This is a genomic window from Bosea sp. (in: a-proteobacteria) (assembly GCA_023910605.1).
Classification (GTDB): domain Bacteria; phylum Pseudomonadota; class Alphaproteobacteria; order Rhizobiales; family Beijerinckiaceae; genus Allobosea.
On record JAAVVV010000001.1, the window covers coordinates 1,662,121 to 1,681,796 of the forward strand.

The following is a 19,676-nucleotide window of genomic DNA, read 5'->3' on the forward strand; positions in this document are numbered from 1 at the left end:
GCTACCCCTTCACCCCGCCCGAGGTCAGCCCGCCCACCACGCGCTCCTGGAAGACGGCGATGATGATGCAGATCGGCACGATGGCGATGATCAGCGCAGCCGAGATGATCGGCCAGGGGAACGAGAACTCGCCCTGGTAGAGCGTGATGCCGACGGGGAGCGTGCGGCTGGCCACGCGCGGCGCCAGCGTGAGCGCGAGCAGGAACTCATCCCAGGCATTGACGAAGGCGAGGATGCCGGCGGTGAACACGCCCGGAGCCGTGAGCGGAATCACCACATGCCACAGCGCGCCCAGCCGCGAGCAGCCGTCGATCATGGCCGCGTTCTCGAGGTCGCGCGGAATGTCCTGAAAGAAGGAGATCAGCACCAGCGTGCACACCGGCATGGACAGCACCGCATAGGGGAAGACCAGCGCCCACCAGGTGTTGAGCAATGACAGGTCCCGCATCACCGAGAACAGCGGCACCATCAGCGAGATCAGCGGGAACATCGCCACCGCCAGCAGCACAGACAGGATGAGGTTCGGCGCCGGAATCCGCAGCCTGACCAGCGCATAGGCCGCCAGCGCGGACACGACCACGCACAGCAGGGTGGACAAGGCGGCCACGACGAAGCTGTTCCACATGAAGAGCATGATCGGCTGGTCGGTGAAGACGCGGGTATAATTGCCAAGCGTCGGCGCGTCGGGCCAGATCGTGATCGGCAGTCGCATCAACTCGCTCTCGGTCTTGAGCGAGGTGAACAGGATCCAGAGCGCCGGGAAGAAGCCGTTGATGGCGACGACAGCGCCGGCGATCAGCGTCATCTTGCGAGAAGACGGAAACTTCATCATGGCTGCGGTCCTGTGGTTGCGGGCGCCGGTTCCATCAGTGCCGCCCGCCGCTGGGGTCGCGCCGCGTGTGGCGCAGATACACCGAGGTCAGGATGGCCGAGACGATGAACATGAGCACCGCCAGCGTCGAGCCATAGCCGAAGTCGAGGCTGTCGATCGTGGTCTTGTGGATGTACATGGCCAGCGTCTCGGTGGCGTTGCCCGGTCCGCCATCGGTCATGGCCTTGGGGATGTCGAAGGTCTGGATCGCGGTGATGGTGCGGAAGATCAGCGCCACGATGATCGCGGGCTTGAGCATCGGCAGGGTGATCTCGATGAACTGGTTCCATTTCGAGGCGCCATCGACCTCGGCCGCCTCGTAGAGCGATTTCGGGATGGTCTGCAGCCCCGCGAGCAGCACCAGCGCCGCGAAGCTCGATGTCTTCCAGATGATGGCGACGCAGATGGCGAAGAAGGCCGGTCCCTCCTGGGTCAGCCAGTTGACCGGCGAGAGCCCGATCCAGATCAGCGCATTGTTCACGAGGCCCTGCTGGTATTCGAAGAACCAGCGGAAGATGAGCCCGGCGAAGACCAGAGGCAGCGCCCAGGGCAGCAGCAGCCCCAGCCTTACAGGCCATTTGACGCGGAAGGGCTGATTGGCCAGCAGGGCAAGCCCGAGCCCGAGCGCGACCGCGCCCGGCACCGTGACGATGACGTAAAGCACCGTGTGCCAGGTGGCTTCCCAAAGCCGGTGGTCGCCCAGCGCCGTGACATAGTTCTCGAAGCCGACCCAGGGCCGGGCCATCCAGGGCTCGGTCAGCTTGTTGGTGGTGAAGGACGAGCGGATCAGCGTGGCGATGGGATAGAGCACCACGCCAGCCAGCAGCAGGAAGGCCGGCGCCAGCAGGGCGATGCCGAGCCGGCGCTCGGCGCGTTCCAGCGAGGAGAGTTTCGGCGTCATGGGCGTGCCTCCGTCCTGCGCCCTGGCCCGCGGAGGCGGATGGGATGCGCGTCGCTGCAGGGGCGGGCGGGGGCCAGCGGCCCCGCGCCCTTCAATGTGGTTCAGGCGGTCAGCGAATGACCTGGCTGAGGTCGCGCGTCATGTCCGCGAGCGCCGCGTCGGCGCTCTTCGAGCCGGCGAGGAAGGCGTTCATGTTGGTGCGGATGATCTCCGACACGCGCGGATAGGCTGGCGTCACCGGGCGCGAGCGCGCGGTCTGCACCACAGGCAGCGCCTGCGCGAACCAGGGGTTGGCCTTCAGTACGTCCGGATCGCTGTAGGTCTCTGCAAACACCGGCAGGTGCGATGCGGCAATGGCCTGTGCTTTAGCCACTTCCGGCGAGGACAGATACATCGCGAAATCGAAGGCTGCTTTCTTGTTCTTCGAGAACGCCGAGACGGCAAGCTGCCAGCCGCCGATGCAGGTTGCGGCCCTGTCGGCCGTAAATCCGGGCAGCGGCACCACGCCGACCTTGTCCTTGATCTGGCTGTCGGCATCGTTCTGGGTGCGCTGCCAGACATAACCCCAGTTCATGGCGAACAGGAGATTGCCTGCCTGGAAATTCTGGCGGATGCGGTCGGTCGGAATTTCGGCGAGGTTCGGCGGCGTCACATTCGCAGCCTTCATGTCAGCCCAGAGCTGGAACGGGCGGCGCGCTTCCGCCGAGCCGAGGTTGAGTTGGCCCTGCGCGTTGGTGAGCGAGCCTCCGGCCCCCCACATTGGCACAAGATAGGTGCAGACGGTGCCTTCGATCGGCGCGCCCGCGGTCTGGAAGCCCGAAAGGTTCGGGTTGCCCTCGGCCTTCATGATCTTCTCGGCGCCGGCCTGAAGCTCGGCCCAGGTCTTTGGCGGCTGCACGCCATGCTTCTCGAGCAGGTCCTTGCGGTAGTAGAGGAACTGCGCATCCGCGAAGTAGGGCAGGGCGATGACGCGGCCGCCCACGATGTTGGCCTCGCGATAGGCGGGCAGATAGCGCGCCATGATCTTGTCCCTGTCGGCGCCCAGGAACTGGTCGAGCGGCTCGGCCCACTGTGCGGCGGCCCACTGCGCCGGCCGGATCACGTCGATCAGGATCACGTCGAGCGCGGAATCCTTCGAGGCCAGCACGGTGTTGAGGTATTGCTGCTGCTGCTCGGAGGTGGCGCCGCCGACCTCGACCTCGATCTTCACGCCGGGCGTGCGCTTCTCGTATTCATCGGCGATCTTGCGCATCACGTCGGGGCGCTGCTGCCCGCCGGTGAAGATGCGCAGGGTCGTCTGCGCCATGGCGAGGCTGGACACGCCGACGCTCAGGGCGAAGCCGAGCGTGGCGCCCAGCGACAGGTTCAGGAAAGTCCGCTTCTTCATGGATTTGTCCTCCCTTGGACAGGTTGTGGCTTCAGGCGGCGAGCGCCCCGCCGGTTTCAGTGTCGAACAGATGCATGTCGCTGGCGCCCAGCGAGACGGTGACCTCGTCGCCGGGTTTGACGCCGGACTGCGGCGGAAAGCGGCCCGTGAGCGTGGCGCCGCCGATGCTGAGCAGCGCCAGCGTCTCCGCGCCCAGAGGCTCCAGGATCTCGACCCGCGCCTTGGCGTTGACGCCGCCGGGCAGGGCGTCGGGCCCCAGCTTCACATGCTCGGGCCTGAAGCCCGCATCATAGCGCGCGCCTGGCCTCAGCCCCGCGCGCGCCGGCAAGGCGAGCCCCGACGGCATGGCCAGCATCCGGGCGTCAGCGCTCGCGGTGAGCCTTGCGAAGCTCATCGGCGGGGAGCCCATGAAGCCCGCGACGAACCTGGAGGCCGGCTTGTTGTAGATGTCGTCCGGCGTCGCGAACTGTTCGAGATGGCCCGCGCGCAGCACTGCGATGCGGTCCGCCAGCGTCATCGCCTCGACCTGGTCATGCGTGACGTAGACGATCGAAGTGCCGAAGCGCTGGTGCAGCTTCTTGATCTCGATGCGCACCTCGGCACGCAGCTGGGCGTCGAGATTCGACAACGGCTCGTCGAAAAGGAAAACGCGCGGGCGGCGCACGATGGCGCGGCCCATGGCCACGCGCTGGCGCTGCCCGCCCGAGAGCTGCCCCGGCCTGCGGTCGAGCAGGTGGCCGATCTGCAACACCTCCGACGCTTCCTTGACGCGCTCGGCGATCTCCTGGGGCGCTGCGCCCCGCATCTTCAGCCCGAAGGCCATGTTGTCGTAGACGCTCTTGTGCGGATAGAGCGCATAATCCTGGAACACCATGGCGATGTCGCGCTCGCGCGGGGCCAGGTCGTTCACCACCGTGCCGCCGATGTCGATCTCTCCGCCGGTCACGGACTCGAGGCCCGCGATCATGCGCAACAGGGTCGATTTTCCGCAGCCGGACGGGCCGACCAGCACCACGAACTCGCCATCGCCGAAGCTCAGGTCAATGCCGTGGATCACCTCGGCCTTGCCGAAAACCTTGCGGACCTTGCGGATGGTCACCGCTGCCACGCGTCTCTCCCCTGGAATGACTGCCTCTGACGGGCGCCTTCGCCTGATCGTGCCTTGCTGACGTCCGAAACGCCAGAGTTCCCTTTATGCCCAAGTCTTATATAAGACACAAGACCCTTGAGGTTTTCGTGGTCCGGGTCTAAACCGGGCCTTCGGTCCACCCTCGGAGATCCATCAGGTTCAGGCATGGCGAGCGTCCTGTGCGTCGGAATTGCGACGCTTGATTACATTTATGGCGTCGAAAGCCTGCCGACCGAGGGCCGGAAGTATCGCGCCGCCGCGCTTGAGGTGCTTGGCGGCGGCATCGCGGCCAATGCAGCCGTGGCCGTGGCCCGGCTGGACGGGCGAGCCTCGCTTGTGACCCGCCTTGGCGACGACATCGCTGGCGATGCGATCCGGGCCGGCCTTGCCGATGAGCATGTCGATCTGGACCTGTGCCGCCCGTTGGCGGGGGGACGCTCGCCCGTAAGCGCCGTGATGGTCGATCGCGGCGGCGAGCGCATGATCGTATCCTATTCCGACGCCGCCCTGCCGGCTATGCCCGAATGGTTGCCCGCCGCCCTGCCCGCAGGGGTCGGCTGCTTGCTGGGCGACACCCGCTGGGAGGAGGGCGCGCTGCACCTGTTCCGCCTGGCGAGGAGCGCTGGCGTGCCCGCCCTTCTCGATGGCGACCGCAAGCCGATGGACCCCGCGCTTCTCGATGCCGCCAGCCACATCGCCTTCAGCGAGGTGGGGCTGAAGGAACTCACCGGGCTTGATGATCCTGCCCGTGCGCTCCTCGGCGTCAAGGCCGACGCGCGCTGGCTGGCCGTCACTGCTGGCGAGCGCGGCGTCTGGGTCCGCGAGGGCGGGAGCATCACCCATGTCGAGGCCTTTCCCATACAGGCCGTGGACACGCTCGCGGCCGGCGATGTCTGGCACGGCGCTTTCGCGCTGGCGCTGGCGGAAGGCCGGCCGGAAATGCAGGCCGTCCGCTTCGCCAATGCGGCCGCAGCCATCAAGTGCACCCGCTTCGGCGGGCGGAAAGGCGCGCCGGCACGCGCCGAAGTCGAACTCTTCCTGAAGGAACGCTCATGACAACGCTCTCGCCCGGCAAGCTCTGGGGCCTGCGCCGGATGGCCGACGCGGCTGGCCTGTTCAAGATGGTGGCGGTGGACCAGCGCCCGCCGATCAAGAACCCGATCAAGGCCGCGCGCGGCGCCGCCGAGGCGCCCTATGATGATGTGGCCGGCTTCAAGCTCATGCTCGTCGAGGAATTGCAGGCCCATGCCTCGGCCATGCTGCTCGATCCGCATTTCGCCCTGCCGAGGGGGCTCTCCCTGCTCTCGCCCGCCAAGGGCCTGATCGTGACGCTGGAGGATTCGATCTTCCGCGAGACGCCGGGCGGGCGGCTGTCGTCCCAGATCGACCACTGGTCCGTCGAGAAGATCAAGCGCACAGGCGCCGACGCCGTGAAGGTCCTGGCCTGGTATCGCCCCGATGCCGATGTGGCCGTCAACCGCGCCCAGCAGGATTTCACCAAGGCCATCGGCGAGGCCTGCGCCCGCTGCGACATTCCCTTCCTGTTCGAATTGCTGGTCTATCCGCTGGCGAAGGACGAGCACCAGACCACAGATTATGTCGAGATGCAGGGCAAGCACGCTGGGCACGTGCTCGACAGCGTCCGCGAATTCGCCAGGCCCGATTACGGCATCGATGTCTTCAAGCTCGAGAGTCCGGTGCCGGCCAAGGGCATCGATGCTGCCGACCGCGCCGCCACGCAGGCGCTCTTCAACGAGATGGGCGCGCTCAGCGGCCGCCCCTGGGTGATGCTCTCGGCCGGCGCCTCCATGGCCGAGTTCAGGATCGTCATGGAGCACGCCTACGCCGCCGGCGCCTCGGGCTATCTCGCGGGCCGCGCCATCTGGGCGGAGCCGTTCAGGGCTTTCCCCGACTGGGACGCGATCCGCGATGGCCTGCGCAGCCGTTCCGTCCCCTACATGGCCGAACTGAATGCGTTGACCGACCGGAAGGGCACCGCCTGGTTCGATCACCCGCTCTATGGCGGCAAGGCTGCCGTCGAACATGCCGATGACAGCTTCCGGCTGCACTACAAGGCAGGCTGATGTCCGGACGCCGAAAAATGCCGGTGTCATCCCCGCCGGCCAGCAGGGCCGACAAGGTGGGGCCGCCGGCCGCAGGCAAATGCATCCCCATCCCCTCCGCAGCGCTCCGGCCGGGGATGACATCAAGGCGCGAGAAGAGGTTCAACCCATGCCCGTGATCGGCATCCTGCCCCTGGCCCGGCCCACCTTCGATGTGCCCTATGCCGAGGAGATGGCCGCAGCCTGCTTCAAGGCGCTGGAGGCCACCGGCCACATGATCATCGGCTCCCGCGCCCTGCTCTTCGACGCGGCGGCGACGGAAGCCGCCCTTGCGGAGCTCAGGATGCAGAAGATCGACCTTCTGCTGATCCTGCAGGTCACCTTCACCGATGCCTCCATGACGGTGCGCATCGCCAGGGAGCAGCTTGCGCCGCTCGCCATCTGGGCGATGCCGGAGCCGCGCGCGGGCGGGCGGCTCCGGCTCAACGCCTTCTGCGGCCTCAACCTCGCGGCCCATGCGCTCGGCCTTGCCGGCGTGCCGCTGCGCTGGCTCTACAGCGCGCCCGACGCGCCCATGATCGGTGACGCGATTGGCGGACTGGTGGTCGGCGAGGAGCGCGATGTGGCCTTCACGGCCGGGCCTGCGCCCTCGCTGGTGGAGCGCGAGCAGGCCAGGCGCGTGATGAAGGCCCTTTCGGGCCAGTCGATCGGCCTTGTCGGCGAGCATCCCGCAGGCTTCGACACCTGCGCCTATGATCCGGCGCGCCTTGCGGCGCTGGCCGGCGTCGATGTCCGGCGCATTGCGTTGCCCGAACTGTTCGAGACGGCGCGCGCCGTGCCGGCCGACGCCATCGCGGCCACGCGCGCCATGGTCGCGGCCCGGCTCGACGGGCTCGACGCCGTGGATCAGCCCCAGCTCGAGCGCAGCCTCGGCGTCTACCACGCGCTCGGCGCATTGCGGGATGCGAAGGGCTGTTCGGCCATGGCGGTGCGCTGCTGGCCCGAGCTGTTCACCGATCATGGCTGCGCCGCCTGCGGCCCCATGGGCCTGCTCACCGAGGGCAAGACGCCTTGCGCCTGCGAGGCCGATGTCTACGGCGCGCTGACCGGCATGATCCTTCAGGAAGTGTCGGGCGCCCCGGCCTGGCTGGTCGATGTCGTGGACTTTGACGGCAAGGACGACACGGCCGTGTTCTGGCATTGCGGCTCCGCGCCGCTCTCCATGGCCGATCCCGAGGTGAGGCCCCGCGCCCAGATACACACCAACCGCAAGATGCCGCTCTTGCAGGAGTTCACCCTCAAGCCCGGCCGCGTCACCATCTGCCGCATCAGCCAGGCGAAGGGGCGCACCAGCATGATCCTCGCGGGCGGGGAGATGCTGCGCGCGCCGATGAGCTTCACCGGAACCTCCGGCGTCGTGCGCTTCGACCGCGCCGCGGATGATGTGATGGAGGCCATGATGGAGTTCGGCCTCGAGCACCATGTCGCGATCGTCTATGGCGAGCATCGGGGCACGCTCAGGGCGTTGGGCGAGGAAATGGGCCTGCCCGTGGTGGAGCTGGCGTGATGACGGACATTGTTCGCTATGGTCTGGTCGGCGCCGGCATGATGGGGCGCGAGCATATCCGCAACCTGGCGCTGGTGCCCGGCGCGGTCGTGACTGCCGTCTCCGATCCCGACGCTGACCAGCGCGCCATGTCGGCTGCGGCGGCCGGCGGCGCGAAGCCCTTCGCCGATCACCGCGATCTGCTTGAGTCAGGCCTCGTCGACGCGCTGGTCATCGCCAGCCCCAACGACACGCACATGGCCATCCTCGGGGACATCTTCGCAGCGCCGAAGGCCCTGCCGATCCTGGTGGAAAAGCCTGTCTGCACGACGCTGGCCGACTGCGATGGACTGGAGCGGGCCGCCGCCGCCTATGGCGCGCCGATCTGGGTGGCGATGGAATACCGCTACATGCCGCCCGTGGCCGAGCTGCTGCGCGAGGTCCGCGCCGGCACGGTGGGCCGGCTCAGGATGTTCGCGATCCGCGAGCACCGCTTTCCCTTCCTCAAGAAGGTGGGCGACTGGAACCGCTTCACCGAGCGCACCGGGGGCACGCTGGTCGAGAAATGCTGCCATTTCTTCGACCTGATGCGGTTGGTCGCGGCTGACGAGCCGGTGCGGGTCTATGCCTCGGGCGCAGCCGACGTGAACCATCGCGACGAGAGCTATGGCGGGCGCGTGCCCGACATCCTCGACAATGCCTTCGTGATCGTCGATTTCCGCTCAGGGATCAGGGCGATGCTCGACTTGTGCATGTTTGCCGAGGGCAGCTACTGGCAAGAAGAGCTTGCGGCGACCGGCTCGGCTGGCAAGGTCGAAGCCTTCGTGCCGGGCCCGGCGCGCTTCTGGCCGGGCGGCGGCGAGCGGGCGAGCGAGATCCTGGTGTCGCCGCGCGAGCCCAAGAACCCTGTGCGCCGGCAGGTGCATGTTGACGAGGCCATTCTGATGGCCGGCGACCATCACGGCTCAACCTACTACCAGCACATGGGCTTCAATCGCGTGGTGCGGCAGGGCGGCGCCGTGGAGGTCACCATGGCTGACGGGCTCATGGCGGTTCGCATCGGCCTTGCCGCCGAGCGATCCATCCGCGAGAGCGTGCCCGTCGCTCTCTGGCGCGGCGGTGGCGGCCTTGGTGCGGAACGCTTTGGCCCGGAACGCTTTGGCCCGGAACGCTTTGGGCCGGAAGGCTTTGGCCCGGAAGGATCTGGCCCGGAAGGATCTGGCCTGGCCGGGCATTGAGCGCCTGACCGGGATGATCCCGGCCAGGCGACCCTGACGTCAGTTCACCGCGCCGGCTGCGACGCCCGCTTCGCGCAGCGCCTTGGCCCATTTCGCCACCTCGCCCTCGAAGGCCGCCTTGTGGGCTGCCGGCGTCCGCTGGGACTCGGGAAAGGAGGTGGTGCCGAAAGAGGCGAAACGCTCGTTCACGGCCGGGTCCTTCATCGCGGCCTGAAGCGCCGTGCTGAGCCGGGCGATCGCCTCGGCCGGCGTGCCTTTGGGCGCGTAGAGGCCATGCCAGATGGTCATCTCCACCGGTGTGCCCGCCTCGCGGGAGGTGGGCACATCCTTGATGACGTCCAGCCGCTCGGCCGAGGTCACTGCATAGGCGCGGATCTTGCCGCCCTGGACCTGCGGCACGGCCGTGGTGGACTGGTCGCACAGCGCATCCACCTGTCCGCCGACGAGGTCGTTCATGGCCGGGCCCGTGCCGCGATAGGCGACCTGCGTCGGCTTGGCCCCGACGGCCTGGCTCATCAGGATGATGCACAGGTGCGAGTTGGAGCCGACGCCGGCATGGGCCATGGTCAGCTTGTCGCCCTGCGACCTGGCATAGGCGAAGAAGTCGCGCGCATTCTGCGGCGGCAGCGCCATTTTGCCGGTGATGACCATCGGGCCGGTGTTGATCATGCCCAGCGGCTCGAAGGCGGTGGCGGTGTCGTAGCGCAGGTTGTTGTAGAGCGCGGGCGCCGCCTTCAGCGCCAGATGATGGATGAGGATGGTGTAGCCATCGGGCGCCGCAGTGGCGAGGCGCGAGGCCCCGGCCGTGCCGCCCGCGCCGGCCACGTTCTCGACGATGACCTGCTGGCCGAGCGTGCGGCCCATGTGCTCGGCGACGAGCCGGCCGATCACGTCGGATGGCCCGCCGGCGGCGAACGGCACGATCAGCGTGATCTGCTTGTTGGGGAAGCCCTGCGCTGCGGCGGGCGCGGCGGCCAGCAGGCAAAGCCCGGCCGCAGCGGCAGCCGTCAGCGTGATGGATGTGGTGGTTCGTGACATGTGTACCCTCCCAAGGTTCGTTTTGCTGGACGCCGGGATCATCAGACCCCGGCGAATGGCTTGTCAGCGCATGAACGAAAGATAGTGCGCATCATCGGTGAGGCACAGGCTCACCCGCCATTCGACGGGTCGCGCATCGAGCGACAGCGCCAGGCGCTGCACCATGAGCGCGGGATGGCCCGGCGGCTTGCCCAGCGCCTCGGCGTCGCGCGAGGTCAGCGCCACCGCCTTCAGCTTCTCGCGGGCATGGGCGATGGTCACGCCGTATCGCTCTGCATAGAACGCATAAAGGCTGTTCGGCACGGCATCGTCCGTGATGCGGGGGAACATCGCATCGGGCAGGGACAGCGTCTCGATGATCATCGGCACATTGTCGATGGCGCGCATCCGGCGCACGCGAGCCACCTTGGCGCCCGCCTCGAGCCCGAGCTGCTCGCGCTCGGTGGCGGTGGCTGTATGCACCGCAGCCTCGAGCACGACGCTTTCGGGGAATCGCGCGATGCCGTCATCCGGAACCAGCTTGAAAAACTGGAAGAGAATGCGCTTTTCGTCGTGCTGCGCCACGAAGGTGCCGCGTCCCTGCTGGCGCACCAGCAGGTTCTCGCCAGCGAGTTCGTCCAGCGCCTTGCGCACCGTGCCCTGGCTGACGCCGATCTCGGCGGCGAGCTGCCCCTCGCTTGGCAGCAGGAAGCCGGCGGGCCAGACCCCGTCCACCATCCGCTTCACGAAGGCGTCCTTGACCTGCCGGTAGAGCGGCCGGAATCCGACAGGGACCGGCGCCGCTGCGCTCGCTCCCGAACCATGATCGTCGATTTCAGGCTTGTCAGAAGTCATATGTCTTATATAAGACCAAAACATCGGAGCCGTCGAGGGGGCCGCGAAGGATTGTTCGCGGCGGACCGGGGCGGTCGCTGGATGAAACATGAAACCGGGAGGAATGAATGTCTGCTCCGCATCTGCTCGTGCACGAGCGTGAGGACAATGTCGGCGTGGTGGTGGTGGAAGGCCTGAAGGCCGGCGTCAGGATGCTGTGCGTCGTCACCCACGACAATTCATCCTTCGAACTGACGGCGAATTCCGATGTGCCGATCGGCCACAAGGTCGCGCTGAAGGACCTCAAGGCCGGCGACACCGCCATCAAGTATGGCCAGGACATCGGCAAGATGGTCGGCCCCGCCAAGGTCGGGGACTACGTGCACGTGCACAACCTCAAGACCAAGCGCTGGTGAGCGCGGCACGCCATCATTCCGGGGCCGCGCGGCGGAGACCGGAACCGAGGACCACCTGCATTCAGCCTATGTTCCGCCCCAAGCAACCGGTGTTCATGGGTTCCGGGCCCGACGCCGAGGCGTCGCCCCGGAATGACGCGGCATCGGCTCCCTGACGAGAAAGATGACATCATGACCATTGTCGCCAATTTCGAACTCAACAAGAACCGCCTGGCCAACATCAAGGGCCGCAAGATCGACGTGCCGGGCTTCAAGTCTCCGGTGCTGAAGAAGCGCTCCTCGGCCAGGCATGACAACTTCATGGGCTGGCGCCGCGAGAACGGCCGCGTCGGCGTGCGCAACCATGTGCTGATCCTGCCCCTCGATGATTTGTCCAACAGCGCCTGCGAGGCCGTGGCCAACAACATCAAGGGCACGCTCGCCATCCCCCACGCCTATGGCCGGCTCCAGTTCGGCGAGGATCTCGATATCCACTTCCGCACCCTGATCGGCGCGGGCTCGAACCCGAACGTGGCCGCCGTGGTCGTGATCGGCATCGAGGATGGCTGGACCAAGATCGTGGTCGACGGCATCGCCAGGACCGGCAAGCCGGTCGTGGGCTTCGGCATCGAGGGCGTGGGCGACATCGGCACCATTGCCAAGGCCAGCTATGTCGCCAAGGAATTCGTGCAGTGGGCCTCCGAACTCACCCGCGAGAAGTGCGACATCGGCGATCTCTGGGTCTCCACCAAGTGCGGCGAGAGCGACACCACCACGGGCCTGTCGTCCTGCCCCACCGTCGGCAACATGTATGACAAGTTGCTCCCCAAGGGCATCCACGGCGTCTTCGGCGAAACCTCCGAGATCACCGGCGCCGAGCACCTGTGCAAGGCGCGTGCGGCCACGCCGGAGGTCGGAGAGCGCTGGTACAAGATGTGGCAGGCCTACCAGACCGACGTGATCGAGCAGTTCAAGACCTCCGACCTGTCGGACAGCCAGCCCACCAAGGGCAACATCAAGGGTGGGCTCTCGACCATTGAGGAAAAGGCGCTGGGCAACCTCGAGAAGATCGGCCGCGAGTCGAAGTTCATCGACATTCTCCAGCCAGCCGAGACGCCGCAGAAGGGCCCCGGCCTTTACTTCATGGACACCTCTTCGGCCGCTGCCGAATGTGTGACCCTGATGGCGGCGGGCGGCTATGTCGTCCACACCTTCCCGACCGGCCAGGGCAACGTCATCGGCAACCCGATCGTCCCCGTGATCAAGATCACCGGCAATCCGCAGACCATGCGCACCATGCCCGAGCACATCGACGTGGATGTGTCAGGCATCCTGCGCCGCGACATGACCATCCCCGAAGCCGGCGACGCCCTGATCGCCAACATCGTGCGCACCTCGAACGGCCGCCTCACCGCAGCCGAGGCGCTTGGTCATCGCGAATTCTCGATGACCAAGCTCTATCGCAGCGCGTGATGCCCATGATCGTCATTGCGAGGAGCGAAGCGACGAAGCAATCCAGCTGCGGCAAGCGCCGTTCTGGATTGCTTCGCTGCGCTCGCAATGACAGTTTGGCGTGATGACACCGCAGCTTCAACTCGTTGCGCCGTCTCGCACTCATCTGGATGCTTACACGGCGGCGCTCAGGACAGGCTGGTCGCCCTTCGCCGCGCGCGACGTGTCCCGCGAGCATCTTGATGCGATCAGCAGGGACGCCGAGGCGTTCATCCTCGACCAGAACCGGGTCGAGGGCGGCGTCATCACCCTGCCTGACGGATCGAGCCGGCCGCGCCTGCCGATGAAGATGCGCTGGATGTGGGACGGCGATTTTTGTGGGGCGGTCAACCTGCGCTGGCAGAAGGGCACGGACGCGCTGCCGCCCTACGTAGCAGGCCATGTCGGCTATACGGTCGTGCCCTGGAAACGCCGTATGGGTCATGCGACCGCTGCGCTCGGCCTGATCCTCTGCGAGGCGCGGTCCGTGGGGCTTGGGAAGGTCGAGATCACCACCCATCCCGACAACGAAGCTTCCCGTCGCATCATTGAAGGGCATGGCGGCCGTTTCGTAGAGGAGTTCGTCAACCCGCACTACGGCGACAGGCCGCAGCTGCGTTACACGATCGATCTGGCGCCATGACGACCTTGAGCCTGCCATCCGCCGCCATGGTCCGGAAGCTCGCCCCAGGCATGCTGCTGTCGCTGGCGGTGGCGATTGCGTCCTATCTCGCCGCGCCGCTGCTCAAATCGCTGACCGGCGGTCGCCTCGCGCTACCGGACATGGTGATCGCCCTGATCATCGGCATTGCGCTGCATTCCACCGTGATGACGCCTCGCTTCGAGCCGGGCATGACCTTCTGTGTGAAAAAGCTGCTGCGCTGGGCCATCGGTCTGCTGGGCCTGCGCATCGCGCTGGGGGACATCATTGGCCTCGGCCTCGGTGTGGCCATGCTGGTCGTGGCCTCGATGATCCTCACGGTCGTGGCCGCCATCTGGCTCGCCAGGGTGCTGGACCGCGATGTGGGTTTCGGCGCGCTCGCGGGTGCGGCCAATGCGGTCTGCGGCGCATCCGCGACGCTGGCGGCGGCGACAGTGGTGCCCGACTACAAGCGCAAGAGCGCGGACATCGCCTTCACGGTGGTGATGGCGAACGCGATCTCCACCATCGTGATGCTGGCCTATCCGCCGCTTTGCATCTGGCTGGGCCATGATGCGCGCACCACGGGCATCATGCTCGGCGCCACAATCCATGACATGGCGCAGGTGGTCGGCGCGGGCTATGCCGTGTCGGAGAGCGTCGGCAACACAGCCGTCATCGTCAAGCTCTTCCGCGTTTTCCTGCTGCTGCCGATGGTGCTCGCCATCGGCTGGTATTTCGTACGGCAAGGCGAGGCCACCGGCGAGGCCAAGGTGCCGGTGCCCGTCTTCGCGCTCGTCTTCCTGGGCCTGTGCCTGCTCAACAGCGTGATGATGGCGAGCCCTGCGCTCTCTGCTCCGGTGGGGTATCCCGTCATCAAATCCGTGCTTGGCGAGGCTTCCAAATGGGGCCTTCTGGTCGCCATCGCCGCGCTCGGGCTCGGCACCTCGCTCAAATCCATCCTCACCATCGGCTGGCGCCACATGGCCGTGTTCATGGGCGCCACGCTGGTCATCCTGCTCGTCATCCTGGCGGGCCTTCGCCTTCTCGCCTGAGGGACAGACATGCCCGACATCGTCATCACCGAATTCATGGACGAGGCCGCGATCGCCGAAGGCCTCAAGGGGCATGACGTGGTCTATGACCCCAAGCTCGTCGACAAGCCCGAGGAACTGGCGAGCCTTCTGGGGGACGCGCGCGCCATCATCGTGCGCAACCGCACCCAGGTGCGCGAGCCGCTGCTGGCTGGAGCCCCGAAGCTGAAGGTGGTCGGCCGCCTCGGCGTCGGGCTCGACAACATCGACATGGTGGCCTGCGCCGCCCGGTCCATCGCGGTCCATCCCGCAACCGGCGCCAATGACGTTTCGGTGGCGGAATACGTCATCACCGCCGCGCTGGTGCTGCTGCGCCGCGCCTGGTTCGCCACCGACCGCGTCGCGAATGGCGGGTGGCCGCGCAACGACCTGATGGGCTGCGAGATCTCGGGCAAGACGCTCGGCCTCGTCGGCTTCGGCGCTATCGCCCGCGAGACGGCGATGCGGGCGCGGGCGCTGGGCATGAAGGTCGTCGCGCATGACCCTTTCCTGAGGGCGGATGATCCGGCCTGGGCCCGGCTCGGCGCCACGCCGGCCGAGCTGCCCGCTCTGCTGCGCGAGGCCGATGTCGTCTCGCTGCACGTGCCGCTGACCGAGCGCACCCGCGGCATGATCGGCGCCGGCGCGCTTGCCTCGATGAAGCGCAGCGCCATCCTCATCAACGCCGCGCGCGGCGGGGTGGTGGACGAGCCCATGCTCGTCTCTGCCCTGAAGGACGGCGTCATCGCGGGCGCGGCGCTCGATGTTTTCGATGTGGAGCCGCTGAAGGGCGAGCAGGCGGCGCTGTTTGCAGGCTGCCCCAACCTCATCCTTACCCCCCACATCGCCGGCGTGACGGAAGAATCCAACGTGCGCGTCAGCTGGGTTACGGTCGAGAACGTGAAGCGGGCGCTGGCCGGATAGCCGGGCTGTTGTCCCCGGCTTGTCCGGGGCGCGGGAAGGGAACCCCTTGCCGACTCATCGCGCCCTTTACCGGATCCCTTTCCCGATGCTCGCTGCGTCGCCGGGATGACACTGGAGATGATGCCATGACCACGCTTTCGATCCCCGACGCCATCGCCCATGTCGCAGCCCTCTTCACGCAGGCCGGCGTGTCCCCCGCCAATGCACGCTCCGTGGCGACGGCGCTGGTCATGGCCGAGGCTGACGGCCTCAAGGGTCACGGCCTTTCGCGCGTGCCGAGCTATCTCGCCATGGCCCGCAACGGCAAGATCGACGGCAAGGCCGTGCCGGTGGCGACCCAGCCCCGGCCCGGCGTGCTCGCCATCGATGCCAGGGACGGCTTCGCCTATCCGGCCATCGATCTCGCCATCGACCGGCTGCCGGCCGTTGCCCGCGCGCAGGGCGTCGCCATCGCCCCGATCAGCCGATCGAGCCATTGCGGCGCGGCCGGCCTGCATGTCGAGAAGCTGGCCGATGCTGGCCTCGTGGCCCTGCTCTTCGCCAACACGCCGGGCGCGATGGCGCCCTGGGGCGGCTCGCGCCCCGTCTTCGGCACCAACCCCATCGCCTTCGCCGCGCCACTTCAGGGCCGCGAGCCCGTGGTCATCGACATGGCGCTGTCCAAGGTGGCGCGCGGGCCGATCATCGCGGCCAGGCAGAAGGGCGAGAGCATCCCCGAAGGATGGGCTCTCGACGCCGGCGGCAAACCCACCACCGATCCGGCCCAGGCGCTGGCGGGCACCATGGTGCCGCTCGGCGACGCCAAGGGCGCCACGCTCGCCATGATGGTCGAGATCCTCGCCGCCGCGCTGGTGGGCGCGAACTTCGCCTTCGAGGCCTCGTCCTTCATGGATGACAAGGGCGGCCCGTCCCGCACCGGCCAGCTGATCCTCGCCATCGATCCCGTCGCCATGGGCGGCGACGGGTTCGCCGCGCGGATGGTTGCGCTCGCCGCAGCGATCGAGAGGCAGCCCGGCACGCGCCTTCCCGGCTCACGACGCGCGTTATTGCGTATGAAATCCGAAAATGACGGCATGAAAATGCCGGAATTTGACTAAAATACGCATGTATTTGCAATTCGTTCAGGGTTTCTGACCACAACTTGACGTCGGCTGACAATCGGCCATGCTTGATCCGCAACGGCTATCGTGCCGTGGCGGATGATGGTCCCTGAGCAAGGCGCAATGACCGAATCATCGGCAGTCATGGGCGAACTGAAGGTTAGCCTCGCCGCGGCTGGCGAAGGGCGGCGCGACGACATCCTCGTCAAGATCGCAGATCTGTTCGAGGGCGTGTCGCATCTGCTCGATGAGGGCAGCGTCGACACCTTCGGCTTGATCTTCGTGTCCCTCATCCCGGTCTGCTCGGAGCAGGCCAAGGCGCATCTTTCGGACGCCATCGCGCCTAACCCGCGCGCGCCCGGCGTGGTGATCCGGCACCTCGCCTTCGATGATTCCATTCTCGTCGCCCGGCCGGTGATCCGGCTGTCGCCGCTGTTGCTCGACGAGCACCTTCTGGCCCTCGCCACGGTGAAGAGCCCGGCCCATCTGCTCGCCATGTGCGAGCGCGCCAGCCTGGCCAGCCGCGTCACAGACGTCATCCTTTCGCGCGCAAACGGCGAGATCATGGTGGCGCTGGCCGCCAATGCCGGCGCCCGGTTCTCCGAGCGCGGTCGCATGAAGCTCGCCGAGGCAGCGCTTGATGATGGCGGGCTTTATGATGTGGTCGTGAAGCGCGAGGACCTCGCCAATGGGCTGGAGGCTGGCGATGGAGCCGGCCTCTGGCAGGGTCAGCCCACGCCTGCTGGGTTCATCCCATCGGCGCACATGCCGGCGGCGCATGAGGGCGACGAATGGCCCGCCCCTCAGCCGGCAGACGCCCTGCGCGCAGGCTCTGGCCCTCAAGTGCCGGAAACCGACCGGCTGCTGCGCGAATTGCTGGCCGAGGACAAGATCGACGCCGCGATTGGCGCGCTGGCCCATAAGCTTGGCTTCAACGTCCAGCCGGTCGCCAAGGCCTTCTCTCTCGACATCCATGGCGGCTTCCTCACCTACGCGCGGGCCGTGCCGCTGACCTGGGACACGACCTTGCGCTTCCTGATGAAGCGCTATGCGGCAGGACATGTGACCCCGCGCCTCGAGCGCTCGCAGGCCGATTTCCAGCGCCTGGCTGTCGATGATGCGCGGCGGGTTGCCTCGCTGCTGGCCGAACACGGCTCCAGGCCGACCTGAAGACGCCGGGTTCGCCGCAGCCGATGGCGGCGTCCTTGCCGGCGTCACCCCGGCCCGGCCTCCACCAGCGCGAAGCGGTCCACGTCCACCAGCCCCTTGTCGGTGATCTTGAGGTGCGGGATCACCGGCAAGGTCAGGAACGCCACCTGAAGGAAGGGTTCGGCCAGCGCCACGCCGAGGGCTTGGGCGGCGGCGCGCAGCGGGATCAGCGCGTCATGCACCTGCTCGAAGCTGCCATCGCTCATCAGGCCGGCTATGGGCAGGGCGAGTTCGGCCAGCACAGCGCCTTCATCCGCCACGCAGAATCCGCCGCCGAGTGCGACAAGCCGGTTCGCCGCCGCCGCCATCGAGGCCTCGTCCACGCCGACCACGCACAGATTATGGCTGTCATGGCCCACCGACGAGGCAATGGCGCCACGCTTCATGCCGAAGCCGTGCACGAAGCCCGTCGCGATGCCGTTGGTCCTGCCATGCCGCTCGATGACGCTGACCTTGACGATGTCCTGCGCCAGGTCGATTGCGGCAAGGCTCCGGCTGTGATCCCCGGCGCCTCCGGCGCCATCCGGGACGACGCTGCTGGTTGGCAGCGAGCGTTTCAGATGCTCCGTGATGATCTTGCCTGGCACGACGCCGATGACGGATGTCTCTCCGCTGGCTGCCGCGACATGGAAGTCATGCGCGACGAGCTTGCGTGACCTGACGCTGCCCTTGCCGACGCTGGCCACCGGCCCTCGCGCCGCGAAGGCTTCGTCTGTCGCCAGCTTCCCGCCAGCCAGCGTGAGCGAGACGCGGCAGTCGGCGAGATCGTCGAGCAGCACGATGTCGGCGCGCTTGCCCGGCCCGATGAAGCCCCGGTCGCTCAGCCCGAAGGCCCGTGCCGCCGAGAGCGTGGCCGTGCGGTAGACCGCGAGCGGATCGCGGCCATGGGCGATGGCCGTGCGGATCATGTAGTCGATATGGCCTTCCTCGGCGATGTCGAGCGGGTTGCGGTCATCGGTGCAGAAGGCGAGGAACGGCGAGGTGTCCCTGTCGATCAGCTCCAGCAGCGCGTGCAGGTCCTTCGAGACGGAGCCCTCGCGGATCAGGATGTGCATGCCCTTGGCGAGCTTCTCGCGCGCCTCGTCGGCGTTCGTCGTCTCGTGGTCCGTGCGGATGCCGGCGGCGAGGTAGCCGTTGAGCCGCAGCCCGCGCAGCAGCGGCGCGTGGCCGTCGACGTGCCGTTCCGAGAAGGCGCTCAGCTTGTCGAGGCAGCCCGGATCACGGTGAAGCACGCCCGGAAAATTCATGAACTCGGCCAGCCCGATGACCTTGGGATGATCCATGAACGGCACCAGGTCGGCCGCCGAGAGCGCTGCGCCGGCCGTCTCGAGATGCGTGGCGGGCACGCAGGACGAGAGCTGCACGCGCAGATCCATCACCATCCGCTCGGCGCAGGCGAGGAAATAACGGATGCCGTCAGCGCCCAGCACGTTGGCGATCTCGTGCGGATCGCAGATGGCCGTGGTGACCCCGTGCGGCAGCACGCAGCGTTCGAATTCAAAGGGCGTGATGAGCGACGATTCGACATGGCAATGCGTGTCGATGAAGCCCGGCACGGCAATGCGGCCCGCGGCGTCGATGCTGCGGTGGCCCTGATAGCGCCCATGCGTGCCAACGATGGTGTCGCCCATGATGGCGATGTCGGTGTCGATCAGCGCGCCCGAAACGAGGCAGAAGAGCCGCGCATTCGTGATGACGAGATCGGCGCGCGCATCGCCCGTGCCGGCCGCGATGCGGGAAGCGAGGGTGCCAGGCGAGATCATGTTGAACGCCTCGGCCCATGCCCGCCGCCGGTCAGGGCTTCGCTGCGCTCGCCATGATGGCTTTGCAACGGTTCGGACCCCCCATCGCGACCGTC

Annotated in this window: 18 protein-coding genes; 11 read left to right on the plus strand and 7 right to left on the minus strand. The window is 67.2% G+C overall.

Translation table 11 applies throughout. The features are described 5' to 3' along the window. Position 1: 1 nt before the first annotated feature. The 4 genes from HEQ16_08060 to ugpC all read right to left on the minus strand — a co-directional run bounded on the left by HEQ16_08060 (position 2) and on the right by ugpC (position 4,267). The gene (locus HEQ16_08060; protein MCO4053995.1) at positions 2–832 is read right to left on the minus strand and encodes a carbohydrate ABC transporter permease; all 831 of its coding nucleotides are present in this window, start codon (positions 830–832) and stop codon (positions 2–4) included. Between the two features lie 34 nt (positions 833–866). Next, entirely contained in the window at positions 867–1,772 is a 906-nt protein-coding gene (locus HEQ16_08065; GenBank protein ID MCO4053996.1) for a sugar ABC transporter permease, read from the minus strand. Positions 1,773–1,881: 109 nt separating this feature from the next. Further along, positions 1,882–3,159, minus strand: coding sequence for an ABC transporter substrate-binding protein (locus tag HEQ16_08070; protein ID MCO4053997.1), 1,278 nt, complete (start codon positions 3,157–3,159; stop codon positions 1,882–1,884). 31 nt (positions 3,160–3,190) lie between these two features. After that, a complete protein-coding gene (gene ugpC / locus HEQ16_08075) occupies positions 3,191–4,267 on the minus strand; it encodes a sn-glycerol-3-phosphate ABC transporter ATP-binding protein UgpC (protein MCO4053998.1) in 1,077 nt (358 codons plus the stop codon). Between the two features lie 186 nt (positions 4,268–4,453). On the opposite strand from ugpC, the gene HEQ16_08080 reads away from it, so the two are divergent. From HEQ16_08080 to HEQ16_08095, 4 genes are all read left to right on the plus strand, one after another. Then, positions 4,454–5,344 carry a sugar kinase gene (locus tag HEQ16_08080; GenBank protein MCO4053999.1) on the plus strand — a complete coding sequence of 297 codons (891 nt, stop codon included), beginning with the start codon at positions 4,454–4,456 and terminating at the stop codon, positions 5,342–5,344. Next, positions 5,341–6,372, plus strand: coding sequence for a tagatose 1,6-diphosphate aldolase (locus HEQ16_08085; protein MCO4054000.1), 1,032 nt, complete (start codon positions 5,341–5,343; stop codon positions 6,370–6,372). The genes HEQ16_08080 and HEQ16_08085 overlap by 4 nt, the downstream gene beginning before the upstream one ends. A 148-nt stretch (positions 6,373–6,520) precedes the next feature. Continuing rightward, on the plus strand, positions 6,521–7,918 hold the full coding sequence (locus tag HEQ16_08090) for a hypothetical protein (protein MCO4054001.1): 1,398 nt from the start codon (positions 6,521–6,523) through the stop codon (positions 7,916–7,918). Further along, positions 7,918–9,135 carry a Gfo/Idh/MocA family oxidoreductase gene (locus tag HEQ16_08095; protein MCO4054002.1) on the plus strand — a complete coding sequence of 406 codons (1,218 nt, stop codon included), beginning with the start codon at positions 7,918–7,920 and terminating at the stop codon, positions 9,133–9,135. The genes HEQ16_08090 and HEQ16_08095 overlap by 1 nt, the downstream gene beginning before the upstream one ends. 39 nt (positions 9,136–9,174) lie before the next feature. Here the strand turns inward: HEQ16_08095 and HEQ16_08100 are convergent, their stop codons facing one another. Beyond that, positions 9,175–10,173 carry a tripartite tricarboxylate transporter substrate binding protein BugD gene (locus HEQ16_08100; protein ID MCO4054003.1) on the minus strand — a complete coding sequence of 333 codons (999 nt, stop codon included), beginning with the start codon at positions 10,171–10,173 and terminating at the stop codon, positions 9,175–9,177. A gap of 63 nt (positions 10,174–10,236) precedes the next feature. Then, a complete protein-coding gene (locus HEQ16_08105; GenBank protein MCO4054004.1) occupies positions 10,237–11,007 on the minus strand; it encodes a GntR family transcriptional regulator in 771 nt (256 codons plus the stop codon). Positions 11,008–11,114: 107 nt separating this feature from the next. Between HEQ16_08105 and HEQ16_08110 the strand changes: the two genes are divergently transcribed. From HEQ16_08110 to HEQ16_08140, 7 genes are all read left to right on the plus strand, one after another. Continuing rightward, a complete protein-coding gene (locus tag HEQ16_08110) occupies positions 11,115–11,402 on the plus strand; it encodes a UxaA family hydrolase (GenBank protein ID MCO4054005.1) in 288 nt (95 codons plus the stop codon). Between the two features lie 300 nt (positions 11,403–11,702). Beyond that, entirely contained in the window at positions 11,703–12,854 is a 1,152-nt protein-coding gene (locus HEQ16_08115; protein ID MCO4054006.1) for a UxaA family hydrolase, read from the plus strand. Positions 12,855–12,957: 103 nt separating this feature from the next. Continuing rightward, entirely contained in the window at positions 12,958–13,515 is a 558-nt protein-coding gene (locus tag HEQ16_08120) for a GNAT family N-acetyltransferase (GenBank protein MCO4054007.1), read from the plus strand. A gap of 26 nt (positions 13,516–13,541) precedes the next feature. Next, a complete protein-coding gene (locus tag HEQ16_08125; protein MCO4054008.1) occupies positions 13,542–14,567 on the plus strand; it encodes a putative sulfate exporter family transporter in 1,026 nt (341 codons plus the stop codon). A gap of 9 nt (positions 14,568–14,576) precedes the next feature. After that, on the plus strand, positions 14,577–15,509 hold the full coding sequence (locus HEQ16_08130; protein MCO4054009.1) for a hydroxyacid dehydrogenase: 933 nt from the start codon (positions 14,577–14,579) through the stop codon (positions 15,507–15,509). A gap of 125 nt (positions 15,510–15,634) precedes the next feature. Further along, entirely contained in the window at positions 15,635–16,606 is a 972-nt protein-coding gene (locus HEQ16_08135) for an Ldh family oxidoreductase (GenBank protein ID MCO4054010.1), read from the plus strand. A 126-nt stretch (positions 16,607–16,732) separates the two neighbouring features. Then, positions 16,733–17,779 (plus strand): DUF2336 domain-containing protein, encoded by a 1,047-nt coding sequence (locus HEQ16_08140; protein MCO4054011.1) that lies wholly within the window; start codon positions 16,733–16,735, stop codon positions 17,777–17,779. A 44-nt stretch (positions 17,780–17,823) separates the two neighbouring features. Here the strand turns inward: HEQ16_08140 and ade are convergent, their stop codons facing one another. Then, positions 17,824–19,581 carry an adenine deaminase gene (gene ade / locus HEQ16_08145; protein MCO4054012.1) on the minus strand — a complete coding sequence of 586 codons (1,758 nt, stop codon included), beginning with the start codon at positions 19,579–19,581 and terminating at the stop codon, positions 17,824–17,826. Positions 19,582–19,676: the final 95 nt, after the last annotated feature.